Raw genomic sequence first — 26942 nt, forward strand, 5'->3', positions numbered from 1 at the left:
CCCCCTGCATTGAATGAATGATTTTAAGGGGTGACAACTATTCTGACACAGGGGGTTTGCTTGGTTATACCAATCTCCACAAGCGAGTTATTCTCATCAAAAATGCCATAACCCTCTTGTTATAATTCAATATAATCTATATTACACCAATCCTGATCTCACTCCCTTTTTAGACTATTTAAAGGGTAATAATATTGATCTTGTGGTACTTCAAGAAACAGCACCGTGGCATGGTGATCGACTTATGGAGTTAATAAATGAATACCCATATCAGTTTGGAGGAACGCCTGGTTTAGGCTATCCAAGCGGACAAATGGTTATCAGTAAACAACCATTGAATTTAAGAGCACAAAATACACCAGCAGGTCATTATATGATCAGCGGTATATGGCAAAGCAGCGAACATCGGCCTGTGAGTTTATATACAGCTCACCCGCCATCACCAAGAACCAAGCAACTTTGGCATGAAAGAAATGCACTCATCGGAAGTTTAGAACGCCTAGCAGATTACTCCCCTTATGCTGATACCTTAATTATTGGTGATTTCAATTTATCTGCAAATACACAACGCTTTAAACACGCTTACAAAGAATACCAAACAGCCCCTGTTCAAAGTTGGCCAAGAGAGATCAAAGGCATTCCAATCCCCACTTTTGCACGGATCGCCATTGACCATTTTTGGATAAGAAATTCAGAGAAACCATCGCTATTTATCTGTAAACGTGAAGCATTACCTCAGTTTTCAGGCTCTGATCATAGTGCGGTGGTGACCTATCTTTCGGCTAAATCAAAACCAAACTAATTACTTGGAATTTCCTTCTCCGCCCACTTATATAAACCAATCATTAGTAAAGAAAGAACAAAACAAGCAATAAACAGAGGGGTCGCACCACCAAGTTGAATAAGCACTCCACCAACGAGTGGAGCAAGTGCAAACCCTAGCCCGTAAATCGCAGCGGCACCAAAATAACTTCCTCGTAAATGTTTAGGCGCTAATTGGTCTATTTGTACATTCAAGGTTGGAAAAGCAATCACCTCTCCCACACTTAAAATAAAGCATGCCATTAGCCAACCAGCCGGAAAATCAATAGGCACCATTAAGAAAGCAATTTGCGCTAAGGCCATCATCACCATACCAATCCGAGTGCGTGTAAATAATGGTACATTTTCAAGTAACTTGAGCATTGGGAATTGCAACACCACTATCGTTAATGTATTCACTAAAATTAATCCACTAACAAACTTAGCGGCATCGACAATATCCGTACGAACGATTACTTGGGGAATAGACGATTCATACTGGCCATAGACAAACATCATAATTAAATTTGCGGCAATCAATTTAATAAATAACTTGTCTTTACTGATGATCCGAACGGTTGAGTAAAAGGACGTTACATCACCTGTACTTTTAGACAGCAATGTTTCGCTATTACTTTTGGCAAAAGAGATAAACAAAAAGAGACCAAAAGCCAAATAGGTAATGCCTGTAACTAAGAACAATATTTTGGGATGAGCTAAACCTAAAGTAATACCAATTAAAGGACCAATTGCTCCACCTACATTAATCAAGAAATAACGAACATTAAGCGCGAGCTCTCTGTCTTTGTCATCGTCTAGGTTATCTCCAATCACCGCCTTTGCAGGAGCTTCTATCATAGGTCGCATTAAGCCGCACATACCGACCAAAATAAATAATTGAAAAATAGAGTTCGCAATGCCAATTCCTGAATACGAAAACGCCGCAATAATACAGCCTGAAACCATCACCCACTTACGGCCAAATTTATCAGATAACCAACCAGAATATAGTCCAGTAAATGACCCCACCACAGCTGAGCCTGCTAAAATAGCCCCTACCGTTACTGCGCTCGCATTAAAATCTTGATAGAGAATGACAATAAGAAAGGGCCAAGCCATAAAATACGTGGTTCGCGCTAGAAGAGTTCCAACCAATACTGTCCAGATAATATGATTAAAACGAGAAAGACGACCCCATTGTAATACGCTTCCACTTTCTTCCGTTTCTTCTACGCCACTATTTCCATCCGCTGTTTTTGTCTCTTCCATACTCCCTCCTTGGGATCTGCTATCTAGCCATTTTTTATTATTTTCCTTTGTTTAAAAAGTATACCGATTAACCTTAAATTTATAAGAGTGTAAATCTCTTAAGTTTGCTTTTATTTTTAATGAAACCAGTCTATTACACTGCCTTGTGTCTTATTTCTAAAATCCTTACTTATGTTAAGGTTTATTTAACCTTATATATTGAATTATTAAACTTACTAAACAGAATAAAAGTGATATCTTTGCTTCACCTATGCCTACGAATAATAAACATGACTTTTAATAAATCCCATTTACAACATTTTTTTCCTTTTTATCTTGCTGCACTATTAACGCTCACTCCTTGGGTTAGTTCACCAACCGCTTTAGTTATGGGTTTTGCTCTGGCTAGTTTTGGTTTTGTACCCACGACCTTTGCATTGGGAAAAGTCACTAAAAAATTGTTAGCTTACTCTATTGTTGGTTTAGGGTTTGGTATTCAATTAAATGAAGCCATTGAAGCGACTTCAAATGGCATTGGTATTATTTTATCAACCATTATGGGCACACTCGTTCTAGGTTGGATACTGGCACGATTGATGAAATTGGATAAAGTGACAGGCCATCTGATCGCATCGGGTACAGCTATTTGTGGCGGTAGCGCTATTGCTGCGGTAGCTCCAGCCATTAATGCCGATGAAGAATCTACAGGTCTTGCTTTGGCTACCGTATTTGTATTGAACTCAATTGCACTATTCATCTTCCCAGTCATTGGGCATGCGTTAGAACTAAGCCAACACGCATTTGGTACTTGGGCAGCTATTGCGATTCACGATACTTCATCCGTGGTGGGTGCCGCTTCTGCATACGGTGAAGAGGCGTTAAAAACCGCAACAACGCTTAAATTAGCGCGTGCATTATGGATTGTTCCAGTTGCCTTTATTAGTGCTCTACTTTTTCGTAGCAACAGTAAAAAAATCACGATCCCTTACTTTATTCTCTTTTATTGTTTAGCTATTTTAATCAATGATAATTTACCGCAGTTTCATATGATTTATGAGGGTATTTTTGACATATCGAAAAAGCTATTAGTATTGTGCTTATTCTTTATTGGCTGTGGGATTTCAATTGAAAAGATCAAAGCAGCAGGCGCAAAGCCGTTGATCTTTGGTATTAGCTTGTGGGTTGTGATATCAACAACCTCTCTGTTTTATATTATGAATTACGTTTCATAAAAACGACTTGTTCTAACAAAGCTAACGATTAATCAATGGCGTTAGCTTTCATTCACCAACGGCCTATTAACCTATAGCTCTTGATACTGCTTACTGACCCGACGAATACACTTAGGGTTCGCTTCCATTCTCTGATAATGCGCAATGGTTTTATCCAGATACTCTTGGTGATCGCTGTCAGGTAAATCCCACATTTCACTTCCAATAGCCGTAAGAGATTTTGTTACCTGATTACTAACATGCAGTACTTCATAAAAGCGTTTATTCTCTTTGATCAAGGTTTCTGAAATCAATCCAAAACCCATCTCTATCAACTCACTCCTAACCCTATAATTATGTAACACTGGGCACAGAATAAACTCTAACTCAATCCCTTGATTACTGAACTGAATTGAACGAACAAGATCAATTAACAGATCACCACCAACACCTGCGATAATGATCAAATTCTTTTTATCTTTAACAAGAGGGAGTTGAGCAACATCCATACAATGTACTTGCCACTGAGACTGAATTGCCGATGCGTGTTTTTGAAGCTGACTTTCAAGGTCAATCATTAACTCATCCACGACATCAACAAAGTGGATCATACTTTTAGGTTGTGAGCTCAATAAGGCAACACCCAGCTGACCATGGTCACAACAACAATCCCAAATATGATCATAGTGATCGATAACTTTATTTTTTATGGTATCTAAACGAGAACTTAACTTCATTAGCCTGTATCTGTAGTGAAAATCAGCCACAGTATATAGTATTTTTTTCATAAAATTCAGGTAAGCTACTTCAAGATAATTTAACCAAATGGTAAGTACTATGTATAAACTGATCGCACTGGATATGGACGGCACTCTGCTTAACTCTGATAAGCAAATCTCAGCCGAAAACAAAGCCGCTATTGCCGCTGCTCGTGAAAAAGGTGTAGTGGTTGTATTGGCCTCTGGTCGCCCATTAAACGGCATGAAACCACAATTAGAAGAGCTAGGCATGACAACAAAGGACGATTACGTTCTTAGTTACAATGCATCACTGGTTCAAAAAGTAAAAAGTGAAGAAGTGATCCGTAGCCAAATAATTACTGGATCGGATGCAAAATTCATTGCTAAATTAGCTAAAGAACTGGGTGTTCACGTTCACGCATTCTCTCAAGAAAAAGGGTTAATTACGCCGCAGCTAAATCATTATACCGATCATGAATCAAGCATTACTGGCATGCCAATTACTGTAATTAATTTTGAAGAATTAGCAGATGACGAGCAAGTAATGAAAGCCATGATGATTGATGAACCAGAGCTAATTTCTGCTGCTATCAAACAATTACCTACCGCTTTGTACGAACAGTTTACCATTGTTCAAAGTGCCCCATTCTTCTTGGAGTTTTTAAACCCAAATAGTAACAAAGGCGTAGGCGTAAAAGCGCTAGCAGATCATCTTGGTATCACTGCTGATGAAGTAATTTGTATGGGTGATGCTGGTAATGACTGGCATATGATTAAATACGCAGGTCTTGGTGTTGCAATGGCAAATGCTACCGATGACATCAAAGAAATTGCCAACCATATTACGGTAAGTAACAACGACCATGGTGTGGCTAAAGTAATTAAAGAATTCGTATTAAACGTTTAATACTAAAAAATAAATTAATAACAAAATAAACCCCAGCATGCATTACACATGCTGGGGTTTTATTTATTTCAAATCACTCGTTTTAGATCATTAGATTACGCTTCTGACTTAACCAAGTTACCTTCTTGGTCATCACCGCTGTTTTTCTTCTTCAGTGAGATTAGAATAAGTGAACACACCATACCAAGGACGGAGACGGTTAAGCCAATACCAAAGATCATTTGATACGCTTGAATTGGAGGGTAAGTATCGATAATCCAACCATTTAGTGCATAAGCCCAGAACACTGACGCATAGGCGGCAAACGAACCAACACTCATTGCTGAACCACTGTAGGCCTTTGGCACACCGGCTTCTGCTACTGGCGCTAAGATGATGCCTTTTGCTAAAAATATGCTGAATGAGAAGCACATCAATAACACCATATTCATCATTAACATACCTTCTGTTTTAGGTAGAGCAATCGTCACACCTAAACAAATTGCCGTTAAAGCTAGAGCAAAGAACATCATTTTTATTGAAGATTTAAACACGAAGTCTGCAATAGAACCAGCAACTAAACCAGCAACAACGCCCATAGCACCGGTATTAATAATACCGAAAATAGCCGCTTGAGCAGTTGTTAAGCCGAATACTGCTTGTAAATAAGGAACCGTGTAAATTAGAGTGATGTAAATCCAGTATACCGTTAGAGAAGTAAACGCAGCTAACCATACTGTTGGCATTTTCAATACGTGAAGCAAACCTTTCAGCGCTTCTTTATTTTTACTTTCGCCTTGCTTAACTTCCAAGTGGTTATCTGGCACAAATTTCCATACACAAAAGATCATAGGAAGGATTAATAACGTATAGAAAACAATCGCACCTTGGAATACAAGGATTGAACCGCCAACCAATGCCATGATACCAACGATCACCGCATTCATACTCATTTCAGCCGCGCGTCGCACAGATTCTAACAAGCCAAACGCCATACCTTTATTTTTATCGCCTGACATTAATGTCACACCATTCACAACCGAAGGCCAGAATGCTGCATCAACTAACCCCCAAAGACCAGCAATCACAACCAGTACACTAAAACCGGGCTCTAAGAAAATGATCCCCATCATACTTAAAAAACGTATAGTCAAACTGGTGATTAAAATGGATTTTACAGAGAAACGGTTATTGACCCAGCCAGCCGGAATATAGAAGAACATCGCTGAACCAATCAGCGTAAACAAAATCCCCATTTGGGTGTTGTCTATTTGAAGAACGTCTAAAAGTAAGTTGTAAAATGTTCCCTTGAAAGCTTCAAAAGCCGAATAAATAATTTGACCTGACATCACGACAGAGAAGAAGCCAAATAATTGATTTCGGCTAGTAAAGCCTATTTTTTCAAATAAGTTCATAGAGGTAATCCTTTCACGTTATTGTTTTAATTATTATTTTTATGCTTTGTATTTTGAAGGAAACTTATGAGCGATATCAGTACAAATACCATCAACCCCCCAATTAAACAGCTCATTGGCACGGGCTAAATCATTAACCGTCCAGACATTGACTTTAATGCCAGACGCTTTGAATTTTTGTACCATTTCACGAGTTAGGCCTTTCTCTTCAGGGTGAATATAATCCGCTTCACACCATTCAATAATTGAATTCCAGTCATCCCATAAGTTATGACTTTCAAACAAACACGCAATTTTAGTTTGAGGACTTTTACGCTTAAACTCTGATAGTACAAGGTGGTTAAAACTTGAAATAATCAACTCTCTTTCTGGCGCTAATTCTTTAAGAGCAATGATCAAGTTATCAATCAGCAGATGACTTAGCTTCGCACTGGCTGAACACGATTTAATTTCAATATTTAAATTCAATTCTTTTTCGTTCGCCATAGCAATTAATTGTTGAACAGTAGGTAAACGCTCATCAATATAATCATCACTGAACCAGCTACCCGCATCAATAGAAGCTAAATCGGCACTACTAATGTCACATAAGCGACCACTTTTATCAGTACAACGATCTAACGTATCATCATGAGAAATGATCACCGTACCGTCTTGTAGAATATCGACATCGCATTCAAACCACTGAACACCATAGTCTTTACATAATGAGAAAGCTGAAAGGGTATTTTCGGGAGCCAGAGAAGACATACCACGATGCGCTATAAGTGTTTTCATTGTTAACCTATTTTTTGCGTCCTAAAAGATGGGAAGCATGATAACGCTAACTTCATTTCATAAATGTGACAGACACAAATAAAATGCGCATTCGAACGCTCGAATATGAACTTATTTGTTTTTTTGTCGGATGGTTAACACTATAGAACAATCACACTTACTTGAATATATATCCCTCTTCGTACTCGATCAAAAAAGCCATACTCTATAAATACAATAGAGTATGGCCAATAATAACGTTAGAAATTTCTATTATTTAAACTGGTTATTCATAGCCATTAAGTAAGTGAACTCTCACAATCGTAATAAAAACAAAAGTTAATATGTCTACGATTTTAAATAATATGCTCTTTTATCCTGATACATGGATTCATCGGCAACCGTAAACATCTTAAATAGCTCTGTATTATCAGAACATGACCAGCCTACAGAGTAGTGAGCTTCATAACTGGAGTCCTCTTTATCAAAAAAGGTTAAGCTCTCTTGATATAGCTGTAATTTCTCTGCTAATGATGTACATTCTTTCCACGTCATACCTTTGGTTAACAGAGCAAATTCATCTCCCCCTATCCGGTAGAAAGTTTCGTTCTGTGTTAGTTGACCTGAAATATGGCGGCTACATGTTCGGATTAACTCATCGCCTAAATCATGCCCATATTGATCATTAATCGCTTTTAATCCATTTATATCTAAAATGAATAGTCCAAAGTTCCATTCCGCTTCGGTGTCTCTATAGCGTTTCTGATAATGCGCTAAATCTTCATCAAACGCTTTTCTATTACCACATTTCAATAATGCATCACTTCTCGCTACATCCACCAACTCTAACCAAGAGGAGAGCTGTTTAACAAAAAGTTTAAATACTAACTGGTCCACTTCTAATTGAGGAGTAGATATAAAGCGTAAGCTTGCGAGTAATTTATCCTTACTCGACAATATTTGTATTCCTAAATGTTCACCTAACGGCCTAAATCTCAACTGCCATTGAATGTCAGGGAAAAGTTGTTGTAATTGCTGCTCAACTTTATCTGGTAATTCACGGTAACCCAGCGTTTTATATATTGAACCAAATTCAATTACAGCTGCTAAGTTATTTTTATTTAACTCTTCTCTATGTAAGGTATCACTAATTTGAGCGGTCTGTTGAGTTACCTGTACTTCTAACTCTTGGTTAAAACTGGAAAGTTTTTTGTTATTCAACTCGATTAACACTTGAGACTTATAGAGCTCATCATTCGTATTTTTTAATTCAAGCAGTTGACTTTTAATCGTAACTCTCATTTTACTAAGTACTATCGCCATTCGATTAAACTCTGTAAATTGAATCTGCTTTTCTTTAGGTTCTTGATTTGATGCATAACTAACGATAGTTTCTTCTATCTCAAGGAATGCCTTTGATATCCAGCGAGTGATCCCCATAGAGATAAAAAGAACAGTAACCAATGTCCAACCAATTACAGTAAACAGTGCCACTAAAGTCGATTTTATCTCTTTTAAACGAGAAAAATCAGAAAATTGATATGAAATATCAAGTTTTAATGGTGATGAAAAAAACGTATTATTTAACACAAACAAGCGTTCAATGCCGTCACTGTCATTTTCTTCAGAGCTCACTTTAAGACTTTCGCCAAGATGTTGCTTAACATTAAAGCTTTCATTTTTTAGTAGGAAATGTTGAAAGTGTTTTTCAATCGTATCGAATGAAATCAATACCACCACATAACCAGATGCACGATAACGGCCAGAGCCTTCTAAATTATACGGCAGCATTGGAGTCACTAAAACAATCCCATCGGATGCTGGCATTCCTTTAATAAGATTGGGCTCAGTATAAAATCTTGCAGTGGTTAGTCCTTTCTCATAAATCGATTTATCTTCGCTAATTTCTTGTAATAATTTACTGTTTTCAAAATAATATGGGCGCCCGTTTAAATCATATAACGGCTCCCAATCATCATTTAATATATAGACACTATTAATCAAGCTCGATAGTTCACTAAACCGCGTAAGATTATGCATTACTACGCTAGAATAGAGTATATTATCAAGAGCTTGAATATTAAAGCGATCACGAGATAGCCAATTTAAACTTTGTTGAATACGATCAAACTCAACAACAATCTCTTGGGCTATCGTTGATACCACATTTTGTATTTGCTGCTCTTTTTGAGTTAATAATTTTTCACCAATACTGTTCGTCAAAAAATGACTAATAAACAGCAACGGGACTAAGGTAGTAATCAATAGAACGTAAGTAAATACTTTGCGTAAACTTAAAAATGGACGACGAATCATTGCGCCTCCACTTTCTTAGAATATCGGCCTATTAAGTTTTCGATATATTCCATGGTTTCCTCTTTTGGCATTCCATCAGAATATCGAGATACTCCTCTTGCTAGCGCTTCCCAAATAAAAGAAACACGTAAACTCGTGGGCATAGGTTTTGAGCGTAAATATTGTTGATATACAGAGTACATCACCGTTTTATCCGGTGACATTGAGGATTTATTTACCTTAGAAGACGCAGAAATATACTGATGTTCGTTAATTAATTGAGTTAAAAATTTTTCATCTTGAGAGAGTAATATTAACTGCTTAATCATTTTTCTCTTTTCTGGATTTTGATAACCACCGTTTGTGATGGTTAATGCTTTACCGCCAGATAATGATTTCATTGGAATACCTTGATAACTAGGTAACGACATAATACCAAGATTGTCACCAAAAACCTCAGACAAATCACTAACAGCCCAATCACCATCAATTAAATAAGACGCTTTACCATCGATAAATTGCTGACGCCCACACGCACTACTGCACTCAGAGTGAAGGTGATTAGTCACAGCTACATTATTATAAAACTGCAATGTATCCATGCTTTTTTCATCATTAAAAATAATCTTATCAAGCGGTATATCTGGATGGAATAAGCTAAAAAACGCAGAGAAGAAATACATGTCTTTTACGCTAAATACAATGTGTGCTTTATTTGGATCTGTTTTTGGCAGCGCTTGCAATTCTTCCCAGCTAGTAATCGGTTCGGCAATTTTACTTTTATCATAAAACAGCATGAGGTGGTTACCAAGAAATAAGGGTAAGCCCATGTACTCATTACCCACCATCGCACTTTGTTTTGCTATTGCTTCAAGTTGATCTTCTTTGATCCATTCTTTAGGAATCGCTCTTAAATCGATAAATTTATGTAGCCCTAAAAAATCAGAAGGGACCCATGCAACATCTGGCATATAATTTTTTGAGCGTGATGCTAATAATAATTCGGCTTTCATTTCATCAATAGAGAACTTACGAACCATCAGTTTATTACCGGTTCTTATTTCAAACTCTTTAGCAAGCTTTTGATCGACGTTATCACCAAATGCACTCCAAAACTCAAGCGTTCCAGCTTCCGATGAGAATGAAACAAGAAAAATAATTAATACAAGGAATTTATGCATGACAGTAAAATAATATCTATTTGAAATGAAAAGAGAGACACAGGCTTCCTATCTATGTCACGAGCCGATAATTATATCAGAAAAAAAGATTAATGAACGTTAACTACCCATAAATAGTCATACTGCTAATATAGGACTATACGTGTATTTCTGCGTAAGTCATGACAAGATCAGCTACTGATTCAGCATTAAGCTTTTTCATTAAGCTAGAGCGATGTACTTCTACCGTACGAACCGCGATGAATAATTCTGCCGCAATCTGTTGGTTTCTTTTTCCTGCCACTATTAAATGTAAAATTTCAGTCTCTCTTTCAGTCAGTGAATCAAATATTTTTTTACGGTCTTGCTTATCATAAATACTCAGCGAAGCAGCAATAGCTTTATTAATTACCCGTGCTAATTGCTCACCATCGACGGGTTTTTGAAAGAAATCCACCGCCCCTAATTTTAGGGCCTCTACCGCCATTGGTACGTCACCGTGCCCAGTTAAAAATATCACGGATAATGGACTTTGTTGTTGATTCAAAATGGCATGAACTTCTTGACCGCGAAGGATCGGCATTCGGCTATCAAGCACCACACAGCCGGGCTTCATCAAATCCACTTGGTCGATAAACGCTTGCCCATCTTCAAACGGAAAAACAGTAAAATCGTGTCCTTCAAGCATAAAAGCTAATGAGTCACGTACCGATTCATCATCGTCCACCACATACACGGGTAACTTTAGTTCAGACATTCGATTTCCTTATCCCAAAATTATTCTTCGATCTCTTTTTTATCAACCGACAGTCTACTTAATTGTGGCAATATTACCGTGACACAACACCCTCGTGGTGATGCTGGTTCTAATAAAAATTGCCCTTGATGCGTTTCAATCACATCACGACAAATCGCAAGCCCAAGCCCTAAACCGTTCTCTTTGGTGGTAAAGAACGCTTTAGATAACAACTCACTGTCTTCTTTAAGCCCAATGCCGTTATCTTGCACTTTAATCACAACATTGGTGTCATCACATTGTGTTTCGATGTGTATCTGATGTGTGACATTGCTCTCTTGTTCTTCGCGCTGCGTACAAGCATCTGCTGCATTGTTAAAAACATTAAGCAATACCTGTTGTATGCCTACGGCATCTCCCCACAAAAGACATGGTTCAGCCGCATTATCTCGCGTGAGATGAATTTGTTTCTTTTGAAAGTCGTACTCTAATAACGCTAAGGTATCGCTAATGATGCTATTAATATCACATTCTGCTTTGGCTATTTGGCGCTTATTAATCAGCTTACGTAACCGCTGTACAATGCTATCCGCACGAATTACCTGTTGCTCTATTTTCTCTAAAACGGGAATTAACTCTTGCGCTGGCAACCCTTTTTTGAGGCGTAACAATCCCCCTTGGCTGTAATTACGGATTGCGGCTAATGGCTGATTAATTTCATGCGCCAAACTGCTTCCTAGCTCTCCAACAATACTCACTCGTTGAGCGTGTTCTAGCATCGAGTTCTTCTCTTTTAAACTATGAAGCGTACTTTCTAGATCTCGTTTACTGCGGCTGAATCGATATTCCAATAGAAAATGATAACCATTAAGTGCAATCACTAAGATGAATAACATCCAGCCCCATTGTTGATTCTGCTTCAGCCACGCGACGGCTTCTTGCCACCACGGTTTTTGCAATGGGTGCATATCCAAACCTTGATACAATTTATCGACCGAGAGCTGGCTAATGGGTGACGTCCAACCCAACGAATTTGCAGCAAGGGCAGCAGACTCATGACTGGGTAATGACAACAAAGCTCTGGTGATCGGTTTGGCTAATCGTTCATCTCCTTTCCCTGTTTTAGCAAATGACCAGTTTGGGTAGAGCGGCGTTGAGGTGGCGCAAGAAAAATCGTCTGGTGCGATATTATTGATCACTCGATAGTTAGAGGCGTCGATCAATCCCTCTTTGTTCATTCTCTCAATAAAACACACCGGTACAATCGCCCCATCAATATGTTTATCACGTAATTGATAAATTAAAGCATCTAACGGAAACCCTAAATATTGCGTATCTGAAAAGTACGTTGATTGACTTAATCCAAGTTTATTAATCTCAAATCGTAACGTCAGATAACCCCCAAAGGCATTTTCATCGACCGCCGCTAAGGACTGTCCACTTAATGATTCGATGGTCGTAAATGATGAATCGTTACGAACCACTAACGCCGAGCCAATCGCATGGGTGGTTCCATTTTTACGAGTGGTATTCGCGCTGCTTAATGTCGCAAGCCAAGATAGTGGGTATTGTCTGCCTAATCGTACCGCTTGACCGGGGTTGGTGATAACAAAATCAACGGTTTGATTCTCGACCGCTTGTTCCATTTGTTGAAGCGTAAAAGGATGCAAAACAAAATGAGTATTAGGAACGCGTTCACTCACCCAATCCATCGTCGGTTGCCAACGATTTTGAGCTTCAGCTCCGCCACGGGTAGCCAACACTCCGACATCAACATTAACGGTTTGCGCTTGAGCAAAGACCGCATGAGATAACAACAAACACACGCATCCTACCCACAACGATAGACTGATTTTACGACCCTGTATTTGCCATCCATTGCTCATTATCTTTTCGCTCTTATTTGAAATACTCGCCAAGAATAACAACTTCTGTTTTTTTCCCAACTCTTTTTCTTGTTTTAGATCAATTCACCTTACGCTATGTGGAAAACCACAATAGGCGGCACTGACTTAATTCTTAATAATCCATTCATATTATGAAATGCACTCTAACTCCTAACCAAAAAGGTGTTTTATGGACAATACCAAACGTCGATTTATCAGTCGTCTTGGCACTCTTACCGCAGGCGCTGCGATTATTCCTGTCGCTGGCGCAGGCACATTATCAGCCAATACTATTATCCGTAATAATAACCAACCAGACCGCAAAGGCATAGTGGGTAAACGTTACGCGATGGTTGTGGATTTACGAAAATGTGTAGGTTGCCAAGCTTGTACCGTGGGTTGTTCCATAGAAAACCAAGCACCTATTGGGCAGTTTAGAACAACCGTAAAACAATATGAAGTCACGCTAGATAATGGCGATACTGAAGTTCAAAACGTCAAATCATTCATGTTACCGCGTTTGTGTAACCACTGTGAAAATCCCCCTTGCGTTAAAGTTTGCCCAGTTCAAGCGACCTTCCAACGTGAAGATGGCATTGTCATGGTGGATAACGAACGCTGTGTAGCCTGTGCTTATTGTGTTCAGGCTTGTCCTTACGATGCCCGTTTCATTAATGAAGAAACCTTAACCGCTGACAAATGCACCTTCTGTGCTCACCGCTTAGAAAAAGGCTTATTGCCCGCTTGTGTCGAAACCTGTGTAGGTGGCGCGCGTGTGATTGGTGATTTGAATGATCCAAGCAGTGAAATTGTGCGCTTAATGGCAGAAAACCAAGCGGACATCAAAGTACTAAAACCAGAAGAAGAAACACAACCGCATGTGTTTTATATCGGCATGGACGAGCGCTTTACGTCTCACATTGAAGGTAAAGCCGCGATTTATGATCCAAAAGGAGAAAACGCATGAACATCACTGAAGTTTTAGTTCAACCACAAGCAACCGCGTGGCTTCCGTGGGCCGTGCAATATTTCTTATACATTGGCTCTGCTTACGCTGCTGCTATTTTGTTTTTACTGAGCTTGGTATTTCAACAATTCACAAGCCATAAAATGCGATCGGCATTGGTATTAACCCTTGCGATTGGCGCAATTGTTGGTCCGTTAGCATTAACCGGTGATCTGCATCAACCAGGTCGTGCTTGGCATTTCTTCTTCCATCTTACGCCTTGGTCTTGGATGTCTCTTGGATCGTTATTCTTGCCTCTTTTCTCAGGGCTAGCAGTACTCACAGCATGGCTATATTTACGTGATGACATTGCCCAATTGAAAAACAGCACCAACCCAATCGCAAAATTAGTAGGCTTACTAACACTGGGGGATTGGGAAATAAGTGCCGTACAAATGAAAATCGTCGCGGCGATCACGGTTTTATCAGGGTTAAGCATCGCGCTTTATACGGGCGCTGAAATTGCGATTGTAGAAAGCCGTCCATTATGGAATCAAGCCGCTTCGCCTCTGCTTTGGTTTATCACTGCGTTCTTAGGTGCAATTGGTTTCTCTGCAATTTTATTATGGCTGTTCCCATCAGAAAATAACGACGTCATGAAGAGCGGGGATTTATCTCTCATCAAGCGCGTGATGACATTAAGCTCACTGCTCGCTTTTATTCTTATGCCGCTTTGGGCTTCAAATAATCCGTACTTTTCATTGTACGAAAACAGCGATTGGATCACTCGATTAAGCATTGTCAGCATGGGTTTTGTCCTTTGTTTTATTGTGGCTCAAAACATCAAAAAACTGCATCGACTGAGTTTAGCTGTGATTGCATTAACGACCTTGTGTGCGAGCTTTTATTTACGTTGGGTCACCATGATGGATGTACAAACCATTCCAAAATTTGATGTGGGTGCTTACCCATACGAACTGCCAATGGGCGGCTCTTGGCTGCTGGGCATTATTGGTATGTTTGGCTTATGGATGGCGTTAGCACTTGCTGCATCTGAACTCATCAACACAACAAAATCAACCAAGTAAGGAATTGAACATGGATAACAAACGTCGTCAGTTTTTAAAATCAGGTCTTGCTGTTGGTGGTGTTGGTGCTTTTGCAGCAGGCTATGCAACAACAGCGAAACACATGGCTCATGGGGTGATTGAAGGCACCGCAGGTAAGAAAACCAACCACATTCATCATGGTAATTCATTAGAACCAGAATACACGGTGACAGAAGAAGGGAAATTTATCCCTAATCCAAAGCAACGTGTTGCCCCTTCAATGTGTTTTGGTTGTTGGACATTATGTGGCCTACGCGTTCGTATTGATAATGACAGCGATAAGATCTTACGTATCTCTGGCAATCCGTATCATCCGTTATCACACGAGCAGCAAATCCCATTCAATACATCAGTAAAAGACGCGTACATTGGCTTAGCCGGAGAAACCGGCATTGCAGGTCGTTCAACGGCGTGTGCCCGTGGTAATGGCATGATGGAAATTCGCAACAGTCCGTATCGTATTACTCAACCATTAAAACGTGTCGGTAAACGTGGTGAAGGAAAATGGGTGCCCATCAGTTATGAACAATTACTTGAAGAAGTGATTGAAGGAGGCGATTTATTTGGTGAAGGTCATGTTGAAGGATTACGTGCTATTCGAGATCTAAAAACACCTGTTGATCCTAATAACCCAGAATACGGCCCAAAGGCCAATCAACTGTTAGTCACCAACGCGGGTAACGAAGGTCGTGATGACATTTTAAAACGCTTTGCTTTTAACAGTTATGGTACACGTAATTTTGGTCATCATGGTTCATATTGTGGTTATGCTTTCCGCGCAGGCTCTGGCGCATTAATGAATGATCTCGACAAGTTCGCTCACGTAAAACCGGATTTAGAACACACCGAATTTGCAATTTTTATTGGTATGTCGCCAGCCCAAGCCGGTAATCCATTTAAACGTCAAGCTCGCCAATTAGCCGCTGCTCGTACTCGTGGTAATTTTGAATACACGATTATCACACCAAGCTTACCTGCTGGTTCATCAAGCCTAGCGGCGGGTGATAACAACCGTTGGATGCCAATTAACTCTGGCACGGATTCCGCTTTAGTGCTAGGTATGATCCAATGGATCATCACTAACGAGCGTTACAATCATACCTTCTTAGCGCAACCAAGTGCGAATGCAATGAAAAGCGCAGGCACAGCCCATTGGTGTAATGCCACTCACCTTGTTATTAGCGATGAATCTCATCCTAGAAATGGCGCGTTCTTACGTGCGTCTGAAATGGGATTAGCGTATGAAGGCGAAGCGCTGTCTGACAGTGATCCTTATGTGATTATTGATGCAAAAACGAAACAGTTAGCCATCAATACACAGAACCAACCAGCGATGTTATTTGTAAGCCAACAAGTAGAAACCATCACTGGCACCGTCACCGTTAAGTCATCATTACAACGCTTAAAAGAAGAAGCGTTTAAATATGACTTGGCGTTCTACAGTGAGCAATGTGGGATCTCAGAAGATGAGATCATTGCATTAGCCACTAAATTTACCAGTCATGGAACTAAAGCTGTCGTCGATACCCACGGCGGTAACATGCACAGTAATGGCTTTTATAACGCTTACACCATTTTGATGTTGAATGCCCTTATCGGTAACATCAATTTAAAAGGTGGTACGATGGCAAAAGCAGGCGGTTACCCTACGTCGGCGGAAGGTCCACGTTATAACTTTGCAAAATTCTCAGGTAAGGTGAAGCCACAAGGCGTTTTCTTATCTCGCAGTAAATTCCCATACCAGAAAACCAGTGAATACAAACGTAAAATAGCGGCAGGCCAATCGCCTTACCCAACTCGCTCACCTTGGTACCCTATTTCTGCTCCGTTACTGACAGAACATTTGTCAGCGGCGATTGATGGCTATCCATACCGTGCAAAAGCGTGGATAAACCACATGGCAAACCCGCTTTATGGCGTTCCTGGATTAGATAATTTATTAAGCGATAAAATCAAAGATCCAAAACAATTGGGATTGATTGTCTCTGTTGATGCCTTCATTAACGAAACCACAGCACTATCTGATTACTTAGTACCCGACACTGTTACCTATGAAAGTTGGGGAATGGCAACACCTTGGCATGGCGTACCCACAAAAGCCGTCACAGCTCGCTGGCCTATTGTTGAACCATTAACAGAAAAAACGGCTGATGGTCGCACTATCAATCTTGAAAATTTCTTTATTGATATTGCAAAACAGATGGATCTTGGTGGTTTTGGGGATAACGCAATTTCAGATGCTAACGGCAACTGGCATGGCATTCATTGTGCGGAAGATTTCTATTTACGCTCAGCGGCTAACCTTGCTTATGTGGCTAATGGCGTACCAACCGCCACCGCAGAAGACATGGTGTTATCAGGATTAGAGCGATTACTACCAGACATGCAACGAGTTTTATCGCCAGAAGAATTAGGAAAAGTGGCCTATATTTTTGCTCGCGGAGGGCGTTTTGAAGACGCAACAGAAGCGTACAAAAACGATGAAATGAAATACAAATGGAAAAAACCATTAGCCATTTGGAACGAGAAACTCGGCACCTCTCGCAACACCATGACAGGTGAGCAATACAGTGGTTGCCCTACGTGGTATCCACAAAAGCTCGCTGATGGCACACCGTTAAGTGATAAATACCCAAAATCAGAATGGCCATTTACGTTAACTAACTTTAAATCTAACATTCACAGCGCGGTGTCTAACTTATCTCCTCGCTTGAATTCAATTAAAGGCGTAAACCCTGTTTATATTCATCCGACAGACGCACAAAAACTCGGCGTCAAAACTGGCGATGTATTCACAATAACCACACCAAGCAGCTCAACCAAAGCGTTAGCGATGTTAGTTGATGGTATTCAACGTGGCACACTAGGCTTTGAACATGGGTTTGGTCATAAAGAGTTAGGTGAACGTGCCCATTGGATTGGCGATACTCAACAACCGGTAAAGTTAAAATCAAACGATGGCGTAAATATTAATGACATTGGCTTGATAGACCCAACTCGTGAAGGCAAAGGCGTTTTACTTGATTGGGTGGTTGGTGCAGCAGCAAGACAAGCGCTTCCTGCTAAAATCAGTCTAAGCTAGCAATTCACTTAAATACGATGACTGGTGTGCTCTACACACCAGTTATTATTCCGTTCTATGAATAAAAATAAGCCCATTCATATCACACGCTGCATAATAAATGTGGAAAACCACAATACCCAAGACTATAAATAATATTGATAATAAAAAGAAAATATCCCTAAAAAAATAAAGTGATTTTTGTGGAGCAAATATGTCATTAACCAGAATAGTTCAAGGCAGCATGGGGTTAGGGGTTTTGCTTCTATCCATCAGCTCAGCCTTTGCAGCACCAATTCCACCCGCAGCAACCGTATGTACCAGTTGCCATATGCCCACCGGCATGGGCTTACCCAACATGGCCCCTATGATTGCAGGGAAAAACGCGGAATACCTTACTCGTCAAATCGATTTATTCATTGCAGGCGGGCGTAGCGACCCTCTGATGACACCAATGGCAGGCCTCATTTCTGATCCAAAAAAGAAAGCCGAAGCCATTAACTATTTCGCCTCTTTATCTGCTCCTGAAATTAAAAATCCAGAACACCGCGGCGACCATGCCATTATCGACGATCCTGCTCGTAAGCTCGTTTATCAAGGCGATTGGAATCGTAATATTCCAGCTTGCTCTACTTGTCACGGTGCCAGTGGTATTGGGGTACAAGATTTTCCTCGCTTAGCAACCCAACATCCTGATTATCTTGAAGAACAATTAAAAGCGTGGAAAAACAAAACTCGCTCAGGCGATCATAATGACGTAATGGGCAGTATCGCACGACAACTCACAGACACTGAGATCACGCAATTATCTCAATACTTTGCCAACGTGAAATAAGGATGATGACAATGAAAAAATACCTAATCACTCTGGCTGCCGCAACGTTATTATCAAATAACGTTTTAGCAAATACCGATTTACCAGACAAACAAGCAGAATTACCGGCCCATCCAAAAACAGAAAAGTCTGATCACTTAGTTCCACGTGATTTCAGTACGATCCCGAACACCCCTTTTGGTGACAAAGTTAAACAAGGTTATTCTCTATTTGTAAACACGCAAACCTTGCAAGGCAAATACGTTAATAACCAACAGAATTGCGTAAACTGCCATATGCAAGCCGGGATGAAAGCCGATTCGGCCCCTCTTTGGGGAGCATTCATGGCCTACCCTGCTTACCGCTCAAAAAATGACAAAGTAAACACCTACGCTGAACGTATTCAAGGGTGTTTCACTTATTCCATGAACGGTACCGCTCCGCCAACAGACTCACCTGAATTAGTCGCATTAAGTGCGTATTCCTACTGGTTAGCCATGGGTGGGTTATTAGACAAATATGGAATGCAAGATACCCCGATTCCAGAATTATCCGATACCGCAGTTCAGCTTGGCGGTAATGATGAAACGTTCATTTTACCAGCTGAAATGATGACAGAGTTACCCGCAGGAAAACGAGGTAAACTTGCTGGTCGCAGCTTTCCAAAACTAGACAAACCAGAGCAAGCGCCTTCTATTGAGCGTGGCGAGATTGTTTACAACACTACATGTGCAAGCTGCCATGGTGCCAATGGCGAAGGCATTAGAGATCACGGCGTGCAATCTTTCCCACCACTATGGGGCAAAGACTCATTTAACTGGGGAGCAGGCATGCACCGTGTTAATACCGCCGCTTTCTTTATTTATGAAAACATGCCACTTGGAAAAAGTATTCAGATCACCAAACAAGAAGCATGGGATGTTGCTGCCTTCATGAACAGTCATGAACGTCCTCAAGATCCTCGTTACAAAGGGGATTTAAAAGCAAACCAAGAAAAGTACCATAACCACCAAGGCTACTACGGTAAAACCGTAAACGGAAAAGTATTAGGCGAACATTCATATTAATAATATGCTCTTAATTAAATAATAAAATAACAACGTCAATTGACAGCCCTTATTCACTCCCCCCTCAGGTATGAATAAGGGCTTTTTATTGATTCATCCTGAATTAACTATGGTAACTATTTACGGCAAGCCATTACAGCTGCAAGTAATGACGTCATAATCAATATCGCACCAAGATTTCCAACCATTCCAGCAACTCCTAAACCTGTTCCGATCATCAAATAATAAAACAAACCTAAAATCGCCCCAGCCGTACCTGCTTGGTGTTTATAACTCACTAATGCGGTAGATAAAATATTAGGAATCGCGATACCAAAACCGATAACAACCAACATCATCGGAATTAAAAACCATAAATCACCTTGCAATAAGTAAACGCCAATTGCTCCGATAATGCTAAATAACACAGCAAAAATCACTAACTTATCTGCTTTCATGTTTCTTGATAATAAATATCGATTCATCACACTGCCGATAACGGAAGCCAGCGCAAGTACTACACCACTGTAGCCAAATTCCATCGAACTTAATCCTAATCTATCAAAAATAAACGGAGCCAAGGAATAGTAACTAAACATCATGATATTAAAGCAAGCCACAAGAATGGCACTTTTCCAAATCGCCTTGTCTTTTAACATAGTTTTCAGCACAGCAATAAAGCTCACTGGCTGAATGTTATCAGGTTTGGTTTCTTGTAGTGTTAATAGTGAGCAACTAAACAACACAATAGCAAGAACAAGCAACACACTAAATACCGCAAAATGCCCTGCGTATTGTGAAAGTGCACCACCGCTCATTAAACCAAGTACTGAGCTAATCGAAATCCCCATCCCCATCAATGAAAAGACTTTACCTAATTCTTTTCCATTATAACTGTCTCTCAGCATAGTTTGAGTCACTACAGAACCAACCGCAGCACCAAATGCAGACAACACACGAGCAATAATAATAATGTCAAAATGATTCACGGTGATTGCCAATGCACTACCAATACCATAGATCAACAAACCACTTAACATGGCTTTTCGACGCCCAATAACATCAGCAACGCGTCCCCAGACAACAACACCCACAGCAAAAGCGACAAAATAAATCGATAGCGTTTGGCTAGCTGTTCCCATACTTACATCAAAATAACTCGCTAAATGTGGCAGCACAGGACTATAAATGGTTTCTATAATTTGTGGAAACATCATTAAAATAACAATGAGACCAACATGAGGTTTTCTATTCATTCTCTTTTCTCTTCTATTTGGAATAAGAGAAGTATAGATATTTGTGTTATGGTCAAATATCAACAATGGAACAATAAATATCAAAATAAGGACAACTCATGCTGATTGATAGAAATACCCCCTTTTATGTTGATGACATGCCTTACTCTTTTGTTGGCATTGCAGCTCAAATTGGTAAACATGATTCCGGCATGCATAAGCATAATCGTGCTCAATTGTTATTTGCACCACATGGTTGTATGAGTATTACTCTGGATGGATTGCATTGCGTGCTACCTCCAACCAAAGCGGCTTGGATCCCTGCGGGGGTTGAACATTGTGCTATCATGAGAAATGTCGTAGCTTATCGCTCGCTCTATTTTGATCCTTCGAACATTGATAACTTACCTATCGATCTTGCGGTTTTTAACGTTACACCATTATTAAAAGAATTAATTGAACGAATGGCTTTTTGGGAATGGGATAAACCAAGTAGTGAGCAAGCGAATACCTTAGCTTTATGTTGTGAAGAATTATTGCACGCAGAAAAATACGATCTTACATTGCCCCTACCTACAGATAAACGCCTCACTGTATGGTTAGAAAGGATAAAAACAGGAGACTCTCTTCCTCAGCCATTAAATGAAATGTCGACCCAAATTGGCGCCAGCAGCAAAACCATCTCACGTTTATTCATTAAAGAAACAGGAATGCCTTATCAAGCGTGGCGACAACAATGGCGCTTACTTACCGCAATTGAACAACTATCCGAAAAAAAGAGCGTCTCTGCCGTTGCTCACGCGTTAGAATTTTCTAGTGACAGTGCTTTTATTCACTTTTTCAAGCAACACACAGGCGAGACTCCTTCCCATTACATGAAGTGATCATTTCTTATTTGAAATATGAGCAAACTGTAATTTCCAAAATAGAAAAGAGTCTTTACTTAAATTTCACTGATTGAAAGGATATTCTTAGCTCATAATAAACCCATACTAATAAAAAGGGTTTTATCATGAGTCAAGAACGTTTCTACAGCATCATTACTGACGCTACTCTTTCTCCAAAGCAAAAATCAAATTATTTGGCATTAGAAGCAGAAGCTAGCCTTCCATATATGGAGATTGACTCAGAAACCCAACAAGCCTTAAAAGATGGCGTATTATGTGACATGTTTGAAGGTCACGCCCCGTTTAAACCTCGCTATGTATTACCTGATTACGCTAAATTTTTAACTCAAGGTTCAGAATATCTAGAGCTAAAACCAGCGGAAGATTTTGATGATGCATTAAATTTACTGACTATTATTTATCATCATGTCCCTTCTGTTACTTCTATTCCTGTTTATCTTGGCCAACTTGATACTGTGCTTATGCCTTTTGTTGCTACCCTTAGTGATGAAGAAATTTATCAAAAAATAAGACGCTTCTGGATCATGCTTGATCGCACGCTTCCTGATGCTTTCATGCACGTAAACATTGGCCCTACAGATAATATTATTTGTCGTACTATCTTACGTGTTGATGCGGAATTAAAACAAATTGCACCGAATTTAACCTTTATGTACGACGCTGAGATCACTCCAGATGATCTGCTTCGTCACGCGGCTTCAAATATTTGTGAGTGCAGCAAACCGCACATTGCAAACTACCCTGTTCATGCTAAGGCATACCACAATACGGGCTTTGGTATCGTCAGTTGCTACAACTCACTACCATTAGCGGGTGGCTCAAATACTCTTGTCCGTATGAACTTAAAAGAAGTGGCTAAAAAAGCCCAAAACAAAGCGGACTTTGTTGATAACGTGCTCCCTAAATACTGCAACGTTATGTTTGGCTTAATTAATACAAGAAGTGCATTTTTGCATGAACAATCAAATTTCTTTGAAGGTTTCTTAACCAAAGAAGGCTTAATCCATGAAGATCGTTTTGCACCCATGTTTGGTATCTACGGTATGGCTGAAGCCGTAGATATTCTTATGAAAAAAGAAGACATTGACGCAAAATACGGTCATGACGAAATGGCAAATCAATTAGGTCACACTATTTCAAAACAATTATCAGAGATCGTTAATTCTACCGAGGTAAAATATGGCTATCACGGTAAAGCCTTACTTCACGCTCAAGGTGGTATTAGCTTAGATATTGATGTAACACCTGGTGTTCGTATCCCTTATGGAACAGAACCTGACCCAGTATCTTATGTACAAGCCACTGCTGAGCATCATCAATATTACACCTCTGGTGTCAGTGATATTTTGACCATTGATGAAACGGTTAAATCAAACCCAGAAGCAATGTTTAATTTAGCGAAAGGCGCACTGCAATTAGGCTATCGCGAGTTTACCGCCAATGTTGCTTCTAACGATTTAGTTCGTATTACAGGTTATATGGTCAAATTGTCTGATATCGCTAAGTACGACGCTGAAGGCTCTCGAACCAATACTACGTTTTTAGGAGCAGAAGCGGCGAAAAATACGGAAGTATTGAACCGTACACCTCGTGTTGCTGCGCTAGAAATGACACCAACGTACGCAGAATAAGTTAGTAATATTATGGTTGACGTTATCACTCAACAGAGCAATACCATCAACTACGACAAAACAGGATTGGTCAGTAAAATACTGACCTTTTCTTGTGTCGATGGTCCCGGTAACCGTCTTGTGATCTTCCTACAAGGCTGTAACTACGATTGCATTACTTGTCACAATCCTCATACCATTAATCACTGTGACCATTGTGGTGATTGCGTTGAACCGTGCCCTACTGGAGCATTAACCTTTGATGATTCACTAAGTAAGAAAGTCATATGGAATAAAGCGTTGTGTACTCAATGTGATAACTGCATTGATGTCTGCCCAAGTAAATCCAATCCTAAAATAACAACTTATTCTGTAGAACAACTACTTGAATTTACTAAAAAACATGCTCCATTTTTAAGTGGCGTTACTATTTCTGGTGGTGAAGCAACCCTACAATTGCCGTTTATTATTGAATACTTTAAAGCCATTAAATCAGAAAAATCATTAGGCCACCTTACGTGTTTTATTGACAGCAATGGCAGTTTATCTGAGCAAGGCTGGTACAAGGTTTTACCTTATCTTGATGGCACCATGATTGACTTAAAAGCATGGCAGAATGACACCCATTTATGGTTGGTTGGCAGAGAAAATCACCGAGTATTGCACTCTATTAATTTATTGGCTCAACACGGAAAATTACATGAGGTTCGTTTGCTTTATATTCCCAATAAAACCGATTTACTCACCGAAATACATGCCATTAGTGCGCATTTAAAGACTCTACCTGAGTATATAAATATTCGATTAAATGCGTTTCAGCATCACGGCGTGATTGGTGAAGCATTAACGTGGGATAAATGCAGTAAAACACAAATGGAAAAGTTTGAAAATCGCTTAGTAAAACACTTAGGGCGAAGCGTCATCACTCCTTCAGTTTATACCTAAGCAAACTCATTGCTTAAAAAGTCCTAATAATAAATAGCCAATACATTTTGGTAAATAGAGTCTATATCGTGTCATATCGATAAAAAGAGAAGGTTAGCATTATTTCTCTTTTTATATTGATTCTTCTAATTCTTTATGCGATTCAATAACCAACTCAACGCTTGGTCATTCAAACTCAACTTATTATAAACCACACTGTAAACAACCTGCCCGTAACCAAAAGGCAGCGGTTTTTCAATCAAATCTTGCGCTTGTTTTGCTACTTCAAACCACTTTTTAGAACAAGTAAATAAAAAATCAGAATGATGGCACATCGCCGCCGCACTACCGAAATCAGCAACCGACATTGCCATGTTTCTCGGTTGATGTTGCTGCGTCAACAGCTGCTCAAAATAAGGCTGATTTAATTCTTTATCAAAAATACCAATGTGCTTATACGCTAAGTAATTTTCAACCGTAAGGGTTTCTGTCGCTAATGGGTGATTTGATTTCATTAAACACACCATCTCATCATCAATCACAGTTTCCCACACTAATTGCTTTTCATTCGTTGGTGGCTGACTTTTATCATGTGGTAGAATGATGACATCCACTTGCCCACTCAAGAGCGCATCGAAACCAAGTTGTTCTTTAGAGTGAATATCAATGTGAGCATGAGGGGCTTGATTGGATAAAATATCACTGATAATCGGCGCAAAAATTTCAAACGTACTCTCACGCATAGACAATGAAAACTTTCCTGTAAATGCCTTTGGTTCAAAAGATGACTGATTCAACAACCCATTCATATTATTTAAAATAAGATGCACTGTCGGCCCCATTTTTAGCGCAAAAGCCGTTGGGATTAATTTCGTACCATCTCGATAAAAAAGCTCATCACCAAGTAATGATCGTAATTGCGATAACGTTTTACTGACACTGGATGGACTCATACATAAAATTTCAGCGCTTTGAGTAACACTATGAGTCGACAACATTATATGCAGCGCCGTTAATTGTTTAAATTTAATACGAGAAAGTTGAATAAGATCCATAGCGCCATTTACATAAGATGATTGAATGAAGCGGATTATAATACGAACCCATCAAAATAGGTGTGTAAAAAACTCTACTACTACGATCACAAACAGAGTAATTCACATTATCTAACAATACCTTGACTTGAATCTAGACGCTGATTCCCCTATTATCACGTCCTTACTCTTTGGGGAGTAGCCTGCTTTCATGTTTTAATTGTCTAAACAAAATAAACAGAAAGTTCGTATATCAACATAATTGATGCAAAATCATCATGGTATACGAGACAAGTATAAGCAACTTGTTCGGCAAGACCTTAGATTAACATCACGAACCATTGGGTGGGCGTGAGGTTTTTCTATGGATCTTATAATTATAATCCCGCCCAAGTGAGTAATGTCGTGAGTGTACTAGCAATATCTATAACCACCGTCGCACTAGCCGAAATCGGTGATAAAACCCAACTCCTCTCTTTACTGCTTGCCAGTAGATACCGAAAACCAATCCCTATTATTGCCGCAATCTTTTTTGCGACCATTTTAAATCATGCTTTAGCGGCTTATTTAGGCGTTGTTATTGCCGATTTTTTAACACCAGAAACATTGAAATGGGTTCTTATTGTCAGCTTTCTTGCAATGGCGGGTTGGATCTTGATCCCTGATAAACTGGATGATGATGAGAAAATATCAAACAGAGGCCCTTTTGTTGCTAGCTTCATTGCCTTTTTCATTGCTGAAATTGGTGATAAAACTCAAATCGCAACGTCTATCCTAGGCGCTCAATACTCAGATGCTCTGAGTTGGGTCATTTTAGGTACAACAATTGGTATGTTATTGGCGAATGTGCCAGTGGTTCTGATTGGTAAATTTTCTGCTGATAAACTACCGCTAACCTTAATTCATCGTATTACTGCCATCATTTTCTTAGGATTAGCCGTAGGCACTTTCTTCGGTATGTAATAGGTAAAAACCCGAAGTAATTCACTTAGGGTTTTCTGATTACCACCGAGTCTCCGCTAGTTTTAGCAACAGCTCTGGCATCGATGCAGTTTGAATACTTAAGTACATAAGCTGATCAAGCATCTTTTCAAGATTGAAGCGTCTATTGAACTTAAAAC

22 protein-coding genes, 1 pseudogene and 1 riboswitch are annotated in these 26942 nt (G+C 39.6%); of the genes and pseudogenes, 12 read left to right on the top strand and 11 right to left on the bottom strand.

Features of this window, described 5'->3' with window-relative positions:
* Positions 1 to 124: 124 nt before the first annotated feature.
* Positions 125 to 802 (top strand): endonuclease/exonuclease/phosphatase family protein, encoded by a 678-nt coding sequence (locus tag Q1K78_RS13735; protein ID WP_366900029.1) that lies wholly within the window; start codon positions 125 to 127, stop codon positions 800 to 802.
* On the opposite strand, the gene Q1K78_RS13740 is transcribed toward Q1K78_RS13735, so the two are convergent.
* Positions 799 to 2070 carry an MFS transporter gene (locus Q1K78_RS13740; RefSeq protein WP_300179880.1) on the bottom strand — a complete coding sequence of 424 codons (1272 nt, stop codon included), beginning with the start codon at positions 2068 to 2070 and terminating at the stop codon, positions 799 to 801. The genes Q1K78_RS13735 and Q1K78_RS13740 overlap by 4 nt on opposite strands.
* Before the next feature lie 269 nt (positions 2071 to 2339).
* Between Q1K78_RS13740 and Q1K78_RS13745 the strand changes: the two genes are divergently transcribed.
* The gene (locus tag Q1K78_RS13745; RefSeq protein ID WP_300179883.1) at positions 2340 to 3281 is read left to right on the top strand and encodes a putative sulfate exporter family transporter; all 942 of its coding nucleotides are present in this window, start codon (positions 2340 to 2342) and stop codon (positions 3279 to 3281) included.
* 71 nt (positions 3282 to 3352) lie between these two features.
* On the opposite strand, the gene Q1K78_RS13750 is transcribed toward Q1K78_RS13745, so the two are convergent.
* Positions 3353 to 3997: a tRNA (adenine(22)-N(1))-methyltransferase TrmK gene (locus Q1K78_RS13750; RefSeq protein WP_300179886.1), complete on the bottom strand. Its 645-nt coding sequence runs from the start codon at positions 3995 to 3997 to the stop codon at positions 3353 to 3355.
* A 100-nt stretch (positions 3998 to 4097) separates the two neighbouring features.
* Here Q1K78_RS13750 and yidA point away from each other — a divergent pair, with 100 nt between their 5' ends.
* Positions 4098 to 4907 carry a sugar-phosphatase gene (yidA, locus tag Q1K78_RS13755; protein ID WP_300179889.1) on the top strand — a complete coding sequence of 270 codons (810 nt, stop codon included), beginning with the start codon at positions 4098 to 4100 and terminating at the stop codon, positions 4905 to 4907.
* A 95-nt stretch (positions 4908 to 5002) separates the two neighbouring features.
* Here the strand turns inward: yidA and Q1K78_RS13760 are convergent, their stop codons facing one another.
* From Q1K78_RS13760 to Q1K78_RS13785, 6 genes are all read right to left on the bottom strand, one after another.
* Positions 5003 to 6301: an MFS transporter gene (locus Q1K78_RS13760; protein ID WP_300179892.1), complete on the bottom strand. Its 1299-nt coding sequence runs from the start codon at positions 6299 to 6301 to the stop codon at positions 5003 to 5005.
* 39 nt (positions 6302 to 6340) lie between these two features.
* The gene (locus Q1K78_RS13765; protein WP_300179895.1) at positions 6341 to 7078 is read right to left on the bottom strand and encodes a glycerophosphodiester phosphodiesterase family protein; all 738 of its coding nucleotides are present in this window, start codon (positions 7076 to 7078) and stop codon (positions 6341 to 6343) included.
* 327 nt (positions 7079 to 7405) lie between these two features.
* Positions 7406 to 9373 carry a GGDEF domain-containing protein gene (locus Q1K78_RS13770; protein WP_300179898.1) on the bottom strand — a complete coding sequence of 656 codons (1968 nt, stop codon included), beginning with the start codon at positions 9371 to 9373 and terminating at the stop codon, positions 7406 to 7408.
* A complete protein-coding gene (locus Q1K78_RS13775; protein WP_300179901.1) occupies positions 9370 to 10533 on the bottom strand; it encodes an extracellular solute-binding protein in 1164 nt (387 codons plus the stop codon). The genes Q1K78_RS13770 and Q1K78_RS13775 overlap by 4 nt, the downstream gene beginning before the upstream one ends.
* Before the next feature lie 136 nt (positions 10534 to 10669).
* Complete coding sequence (locus tag Q1K78_RS13780; protein WP_300179904.1) at positions 10670 to 11269, bottom strand: response regulator; 600 nt, start codon at positions 11267 to 11269, stop codon at positions 10670 to 10672.
* A gap of 20 nt (positions 11270 to 11289) precedes the next feature.
* Positions 11290 to 13134: a sensor histidine kinase gene (locus Q1K78_RS13785; protein WP_300179907.1), complete on the bottom strand. Its 1845-nt coding sequence runs from the start codon at positions 13132 to 13134 to the stop codon at positions 11290 to 11292.
* A 190-nt stretch (positions 13135 to 13324) separates the two neighbouring features.
* On the opposite strand from Q1K78_RS13785, the gene dsrO reads away from it, so the two are divergent.
* The 5 genes from dsrO (at position 13325) to Q1K78_RS13810 (ending at position 20131) form a co-directional block, all read left to right on the top strand.
* Positions 13325 to 14101 carry a sulfate reduction electron transfer complex DsrMKJOP subunit DsrO gene (gene dsrO / locus Q1K78_RS13790; protein WP_300179910.1) on the top strand — a complete coding sequence of 259 codons (777 nt, stop codon included), beginning with the start codon at positions 13325 to 13327 and terminating at the stop codon, positions 14099 to 14101.
* Positions 14098 to 15168 (top strand): NrfD/PsrC family molybdoenzyme membrane anchor subunit, encoded by a 1071-nt coding sequence (nrfD, locus tag Q1K78_RS13795; protein WP_300179912.1) that lies wholly within the window; start codon positions 14098 to 14100, stop codon positions 15166 to 15168. The genes dsrO and nrfD overlap by 4 nt, the downstream gene beginning before the upstream one ends.
* Before the next feature lie 10 nt (positions 15169 to 15178).
* Entirely contained in the window at positions 15179 to 18271 is a 3093-nt protein-coding gene (locus Q1K78_RS13800) for a tetrathionate reductase subunit A (RefSeq protein WP_300179915.1), read from the top strand.
* A gap of 193 nt (positions 18272 to 18464) precedes the next feature.
* Positions 18465 to 19085: a c-type cytochrome gene (locus tag Q1K78_RS13805; protein WP_300179918.1), complete on the top strand. Its 621-nt coding sequence runs from the start codon at positions 18465 to 18467 to the stop codon at positions 19083 to 19085.
* Positions 19086 to 19096: 11 nt separating this feature from the next.
* On the top strand, positions 19097 to 20131 hold the full coding sequence (locus tag Q1K78_RS13810) for a c-type cytochrome (protein WP_300179921.1): 1035 nt from the start codon (positions 19097 to 19099) through the stop codon (positions 20129 to 20131).
* Between the two features lie 116 nt (positions 20132 to 20247).
* Here Q1K78_RS13810 and Q1K78_RS13815 read toward each other — a convergent pair whose 3' ends face one another.
* Complete coding sequence (locus tag Q1K78_RS13815; protein ID WP_300179924.1) at positions 20248 to 21366, bottom strand: multidrug effflux MFS transporter; 1119 nt, start codon at positions 21364 to 21366, stop codon at positions 20248 to 20250.
* A 98-nt stretch (positions 21367 to 21464) separates the two neighbouring features.
* Here Q1K78_RS13815 and Q1K78_RS13820 point away from each other — a divergent pair, with 98 nt between their 5' ends.
* The 3 genes from Q1K78_RS13820 (at position 21465) to Q1K78_RS13830 (ending at position 24808) form a co-directional block, all read left to right on the top strand.
* Positions 21465 to 22229 (top strand): helix-turn-helix transcriptional regulator, encoded by a 765-nt coding sequence (locus tag Q1K78_RS13820; RefSeq protein WP_300179927.1) that lies wholly within the window; start codon positions 21465 to 21467, stop codon positions 22227 to 22229.
* Between the two features lie 128 nt (positions 22230 to 22357).
* Complete coding sequence (locus tag Q1K78_RS13825) at positions 22358 to 23884, top strand: YjjI family glycine radical enzyme (protein WP_300179930.1); 1527 nt, start codon at positions 22358 to 22360, stop codon at positions 23882 to 23884.
* A gap of 12 nt (positions 23885 to 23896) precedes the next feature.
* Entirely contained in the window at positions 23897 to 24808 is a 912-nt protein-coding gene (locus tag Q1K78_RS13830; protein ID WP_300179933.1) for a YjjW family glycine radical enzyme activase, read from the top strand.
* 125 nt (positions 24809 to 24933) lie between these two features.
* Here Q1K78_RS13830 and Q1K78_RS13835 read toward each other — a convergent pair whose 3' ends face one another.
* Entirely contained in the window at positions 24934 to 25842 is a 909-nt protein-coding gene (locus Q1K78_RS13835) for a LysR family transcriptional regulator (RefSeq protein ID WP_300179935.1), read from the bottom strand.
* A 160-nt stretch (positions 25843 to 26002) separates the two neighbouring features.
* A riboswitch (yybP-ykoY riboswitch) is annotated at positions 26003 to 26131 on the top strand.
* A 95-nt stretch (positions 26132 to 26226) separates the two neighbouring features.
* Between Q1K78_RS13835 and Q1K78_RS13840 the strand changes: the two genes are divergently transcribed.
* Positions 26227 to 26784: a TMEM165/GDT1 family protein gene (locus Q1K78_RS13840; RefSeq protein WP_300179937.1), complete on the top strand. Its 558-nt coding sequence runs from the start codon at positions 26227 to 26229 to the stop codon at positions 26782 to 26784.
* Positions 26785 to 26823: 39 nt separating this feature from the next.
* On the opposite strand, the pseudogene Q1K78_RS13845 reads toward Q1K78_RS13840, so the two are convergent.
* Positions 26824 to 26942, bottom strand: a pseudogene (locus Q1K78_RS13845) (IS1595 family transposase); the annotation flags it as partial.

Source organism: uncultured Aliivibrio sp. (assembly GCF_946479765.1).
In the GTDB taxonomy this organism is placed as follows: domain Bacteria; phylum Pseudomonadota; class Gammaproteobacteria; order Enterobacterales; family Vibrionaceae; genus Aliivibrio.